We start from the raw sequence: 5,332 nt of genomic DNA, 5'->3' as shown, positions 1-5,332 counted from the left end.
CGCCGCTCCGCTTCGCTCGCCTCCCGTACGGCCTTGAACTCCGATCCGGCCTTCCATTCGGGCCAGATGTCGCTGTCGGCCAGCCGCCGGCCAAGAGCGTAGAGCAGCTCGGCGTCCGCGGCGATCCCGTCGAAGCGCCAGTCGGGGGTCAGCTCGTCCGCCGGCTGGTGGTAGCGCTCGGCGGTGTAGGTGCGGCTCCAGGCCGAGCCCGCCGCCTTGCCGCCCTCCAGCAGCGTCTCGCCCGAGCCGAAGGAGATGGCCGGCACGCCGCGTTTGGCCAGCGGGAAGTGGTCGGAGCGGAAGAAGCTGCCCGCCTCGGGCCGGGGATCGGGGCTGTAGGTGCGCCCACGGCCCTTGGCGATGGCGATCAGCTCGTCGCGCAGGGTCACCGGCGCATCGCCCGAGGTGGTGAAGTCGCTGGCCGGCGGCAGGGGCTTGAGCGCATCCATGTTGATCACCCCGACGGTCTTGGCGAGCGGATAGACGGGCTTGAGAGCGTAGTACTCCGAGCCGATCAGCCCCTTCTCCTCGGCGGTCAGGGCCACGAACGCAACCGAGCGCGCCGGCGCGGGTCCGGTGGCGAAGGCGCGGGCGATCTCCAGCAGGGCGGCGATGCCGGTCCCGTTGTCCACCGCGCCGTTGTAGATCGCATCGCCCGTGGCGTCGGGCAGGGCGACGCCCAGGTGGTCCCAGTGACCGGTGTAGAGCACCACCTCGTCCGGGCGGGTCTTGCCGGGGACGAGGCCGATCACGTTGCGGCTGACCACCTGCTGGGCCTTCACGGGGAAGGCGATGGTCGCCTTGGCGTTCAGCGGCACCGGCCGGAAGTCGCGGCTCTGGGCGGCGCGCTTTAGCTGATCGAAGTCGTGGCCAGAGCGGCGCATCAGCTCGGCGGCGGCCTCGCGCTGGATCCAGCCCTCCAGCACCGGGTGGACCTCGCCCGGATTTTCCCGGATCACGTCGATTATGGTGTTGGTGTTGGAGTTCTTCACCGTCTCCCAGCCGTAGGAGGCCGGGGCGGTCTCGTGGATGACCAGCAGGCCGAGCGCGCCCTGGCGGGCGGCCTCCTCGTACTTGTAGGGCCAGCGGCCGTACCAGGTCATGGCCTTGCCGCCGAAGTCGCCCTGGCCGGTCTCGAAGTCCGGGTCGTTGACGAGCGCCAGCGCGATCTTGCCCTTCAGGTCGACACCCTTGAAGTCGTCCCAGTTCCGCTCCGGCGCGTGCACGCCGTAGCCGACGAAGACGATCGGCGCGTCCGTGACGTCGACGGCGGTGGTCAGCTGCGAGGCGCGCAGAGCGACCTCGCGGCCCTGCTCCCAGGCCAGGTTTCCGCCCGCGGCGACGCGGACGGACACCGGCCCGGAGATGTCGAACTGGGCCAGCGGCACGTCCTGGATCCAGGTCCGGGCGCCGTCCTTCAGCTCGCCGCCCGGCTTCAGCCCCGCGGATTTGAGCTGCGAGACGATGTAGTCGACGGTCTTGGTCTCGCCGGGCGTCGCGGGCGCGCGGCCCTCGAAGGCGTCGGAGGCGAGGGTCTCCACGTGCGCCTTCAGCCGGTCGGTCGAGACGGTCTGGGCGGCGGCGGACTGGGCGGCCAGGGCGAGGATCAGGGCTAGGGAAACTGAGCGCATGCCAAAGCCTGTAGGCGAGCCAGCCCCGCACGCCAAGCTTCGCCGCATGCTCCTGCCCCTGTGTCCCGCCAGGCACAGAATGAGTAAACGGATTTACAACGTATCGTTACTGTAATTTGCCTGAAGCCGCGGTGTGGTGGAGAACGGCGCCCTCATCGGGCGGACGCGCCCGAAGCCAAAGACGTAAGACAAGATGCGCCTTCCATCGCCTGCAGCCACGGCGGCTGCGCTGGCCGCGCTGGCCCTCACGGCCTGCGCCACGGGCCATCGCCAGCCCGAGGTCGCCCTCCCGGCCGCCTTCGAGGCGCCTGCGCCCGTGGCGGGCGCCGTGGAGCTCGACCGCTGGTGGACCGCCTTCGGCGACCCGCAGCTCACCGCGCTGATCGAAGGCGCCCTGGTGGAGGGATTCGACGCCCGCATCGCCGCCGCCCGCCTGGCCGAGGCCCGCGCGGTGCGCAGCAGCCAGCTCACCGCCTTCCTGCCGCAGGGCAATCTGACCGGCTCGGGCCGCCGGACCGAGACCGAGCAGCTGGAAGGCACGGCGGTGGACATCCCAGGCTTCTCCACCAGCGGGACCAGCGAGCAATACCAGGCGAACTTCAACGTCAGCTGGGAGATCGACCTGTTCGGGCGGATCTTCGCCGCGAACCGCGCCACCCGCGCCGACGTGGCCGCCGCCCGCTTCGCCTTCGAAGGCGCGCGGGCCAGCTTGGCCGCGGCGGTCGCCGACGCCTACTTCCAGGCCCGCGGCCTGGCGATCCAACTGGGTGAGGCCGAGGAGACCGCCCGAATCCAGCGCGAGCTCCTGGAGATCGCCCGCATCCGCGCCGAGCGCGGCCTCGGCGCGACGTCCGACGCCGACCGGGTGGCCGGCGACCTCGCCCAGGCCGAGAGCCAGGTGCAGGCGCTGCAGGGCGAGCTGCAGGCGGCCCGGCGCTCGCTGTTGGTGCTGGTGGGACGGGGGACCGACCCCCTGGCCGACCTGACCGTGCCGGCCAGCGTCGGCGAGGCGCCGCCTGCGCCGCGCACCCTGCCGGGCGAGCTGCTGGCCCGCCGCCCCGACGTGCGCGAGGCCGAGGCCCGCTTCCGGGGCCAGCTGGGCCGCAAGGACCTGGCCGCCAAGGCCTTCTTCCCGACCTTCACCCTGACGCCCGGCCTGGGGATCCAGCGCCAGGTGCAGCCGAGCTTCGAGTCCACCTCCTCGAGCTGGAGCATCGGCGCGGGCGTCACCATTCCGGTGCTGGACATCCCGCGCCTGCTGGCCGAGCTGCGCGCCCAGGACGCGCGCACCGAGCAGGCGGCGCTCACCTACGAGCGGGCGGTGCAGACCGCCTACGGCGAGGCCGAGAACGCCCTGGTTCGGCTCGACGCCGACCGCCGACGCGTGGCGCTGCTGACCGAGGGCGAGCGCCGGGCGCAGCGCGCCTACGAGGCGGCGCGGATCCGATATTCCAGAGGGCTGGGCGACCTGCAGACGGCGCTGTCGGCCGAGCAGGCATGGCGGGCGACCCGCTCGCAGCTCACCGCCGCCCAGGTGCAGGCGGTGCGCCGGGCGGTGCAGGCTTATCAGGCGGTCGGAGGCGGCTGGCCCGCGTCCACCGCCAGCGCCCCTGGGGGAGGGGGATGAGAATGCGATCCATCGTTCTGGCGGTAAGCCTGCTGGCCCTGGCCGCCTGCCACAGCCCTGAGGCGGCTGCGCCCAAGGCCGACGCCCAGGCCCGCGCCGTCAACGTGGTGACGGTCGAGCCGCGCGTGCTGGCCGGCACCCTCTCCGCCTCCGGCCCGCTGATCCCGCGGGAGGAGGCCGCCGTCGCGCCCGAGGTGACCGGCTACCGCGTCTCGCGCGTGCTGGTGGAGGAGGGCGCCTATGTGCGCCGGGGCCAGACCCTGGCCCAGCTCGACCCGGCGCTCATCGAGGCCCAGGTCGCCCAGCAGGCCGCCCAGGCGCAGCAGGCGCAGGTGCAGGCCGAGCGGGCCCAGGCCGAAGCCGCCCGCGTTCAAGGCCTCGACACGCAAGGCGTGCTCTCCAAGGAAGACGTGCAGGGCCGGCAGTTCGCCGCGAGAGCCGCCCGGGCAACCGCCGCCGCCCAGCAGGCGGCCCTGCGCGACCTGCGCACCCGCGCCGCCAAGCTGGCGGTCACCGCCCCGGTGGCGGGGCTGGTGCTGGAGCGCACCGTCCGGCCAGGCGACCTCGCCGCCGGCGGGGCGACACCCTGGTTCCGCATCGCCCGCGACGGCCAGATCGAGCTCGAGGCCCAGTTGGCCGAGGCCGACCTGGCCCGCGTCCGGGCCGGCCAGGCGGTGACGGTGGAGCTGACCGGCGGCGCCACCGTCCAGGGCACGATCCGGCTGATCGATCCGTCGATCAATCCGGAGACTCAACTGGGGGCCGTGCGCGTCAGCCTGCCGCCGCACCCGCAGGTGCGGTCCGGCGGCTTCGCCCGCGCCAACTTCGCCAGCGGCGTCAATCCGGTGCTCGCGGTGCCGGAGTCGGCGATCCGCTACGACGCCGACGGCGCCTCGGTGATGGTGGTCGGCGCGGACAACCGGGTCCGCCAGGTGGCGGTGAAGACCGGCGCCCGCGGCGGCGGCTTCGTCGAGCTGGTCAGCGGCCCCGCCGCGGGCTCGCGCGTGTTGCAGCGCGCCGCTTCGCTGGTTCTGCCGGGCGATGTGGTCAAACCGGTCCAGGCGGCCCCGGCCGCCGCGGCGCCCGCCGCCAAGGTGGCTTCCCAACCGGCGGCCAAGCGATGAATGACGTCCGCCAGCTGAAGATCTCCGCCTGGGCGATCCGCAATCCCCTGCCCGTCACGGTGCTGTTCATCGCGCTGCTGATCTGGGGCGTGTTCGCCTACCTGATGCTGCCCATCAAGAACTTCCCCAACGTGGAGTTCCCGGCGGTGTCGGTGACGGTGACCCAGCCGGGCGCGGCCCCCTCCGAAATGGAGAACCAGATCACCCGGCCGGTGGAGAACGCGGTCGCCAGCCTGCCGAACATCGAGGCCATCGCCTCGACCGTGTCGCAGGGCGTCTCCACGACGATGATCCAGTTCGAGCTCGGGCACGACCTGCAGCAGGCGACCGAGGACGTCCGCTCGCGCGTCGAGCAGGCGCGCACCGAGATGCCGAGCGGGATCGAGCCGCCGCTGGTCCAGCGCATCGAATTCGACGACCAGCCGATCATCACCTACGCCGTGCTCGCCGAGGGGATGAGCACGGCCGAGCTCTCCTGGTTCATCGACAACACCCTGGCCCGCGAACTTCAGAGCGTGCAGGGCGTCAGCCAGGTGCGGCGGGTCGGCGGCGTCGAGACCGAGATCAACGTGATCATGGATCCGGTGCGGATGGCGGCGCTGGGCGTCACCGCCGCGCAGGTGAACCAGGCCCTGTCCCAGGTCAGCGTCGACGCCTCCGGCGGGCGGGTGCAGGTGGGCGGGCGCGAGCAGAACGTGCGGGTGCTCGGCGCCGCCGTCACCGTCGACCAGATCCGCGAGCTGACGCTGCCGGCCCCTGGCGGCCGGATCGTCAGGCTGTCGGACGTAGCGGAGGTCGGCAACGGCGAGTCGGAGCCGCGGAGCCTAGCCCGCCTCGACAACCGCCCGGTGGTCGGCTTCCAGATCACCAAGACCAAGGAAGCCAGCGACGTCAAAGTCGAGGACCGCGTCGAGCGCAAGCTAGCTGAGCTGGAGGAGACCTATCCGAAC

At 72.5% G+C, this 5,332-nt stretch carries 4 protein-coding genes; 3 read left to right on the top strand and 1 reads right to left on the bottom strand.

Annotated features, from left to right (window positions below):
- Window positions 1-1,631 (bottom strand): M28 family metallopeptidase (locus tag VHK87_RS01250; RefSeq protein ID WP_329633082.1); only part of this gene is annotated, 1,631 nt, incomplete at its 3' end.
- Window positions 1,632-1,824: 193 nt separating this feature from the next.
- Here VHK87_RS01250 and VHK87_RS01245 point away from each other — a divergent pair.
- The 3 genes from VHK87_RS01245 to VHK87_RS01235 form a co-directional block, all read left to right on the top strand.
- Window positions 1,825-3,258 carry a TolC family protein gene (locus tag VHK87_RS01245; protein ID WP_329633081.1) on the top strand — a complete coding sequence of 478 codons (1,434 nt, stop codon included), beginning with the start codon at window positions 1,825-1,827 and terminating at the stop codon, window positions 3,256-3,258.
- Between the two features lie 2 nt (window positions 3,259-3,260).
- Window positions 3,261-4,382 (top strand): efflux RND transporter periplasmic adaptor subunit, encoded by a 1,122-nt coding sequence (locus VHK87_RS01240; protein ID WP_329633080.1) that lies wholly within the window; start codon window positions 3,261-3,263, stop codon window positions 4,380-4,382.
- Window positions 4,379-5,332: efflux RND transporter permease subunit (locus VHK87_RS01235; RefSeq protein WP_329633079.1), on the top strand; the 954-nt coding region annotated here is incomplete at its 3' end. The genes VHK87_RS01240 and VHK87_RS01235, both read left to right, overlap by 4 nt.

Source organism: Phenylobacterium sp., assembly GCF_036263695.1.
In the GTDB taxonomy this organism is placed as follows: Bacteria; Pseudomonadota; Alphaproteobacteria; order Caulobacterales; family Caulobacteraceae; genus Phenylobacterium.
This window is presented reverse-complemented; position numbering and strand designations above follow the sequence as displayed.

Bases quoted from the DNA above. Each gene is read 5' to 3' on its own strand.
- VHK87_RS01245 (WP_329633081.1), top strand. From the start codon at position 1,825: ATGCGCCTTCCATCGCCTGCAGCCACGGCGGCTGCGCTGGCCGCGCTG.
- VHK87_RS01240 (WP_329633080.1), top strand. From the start codon at position 3,261: ATGCGATCCATCGTTCTGGCGGTAAGCCTGCTGGCCCTGGCCGCCTGC.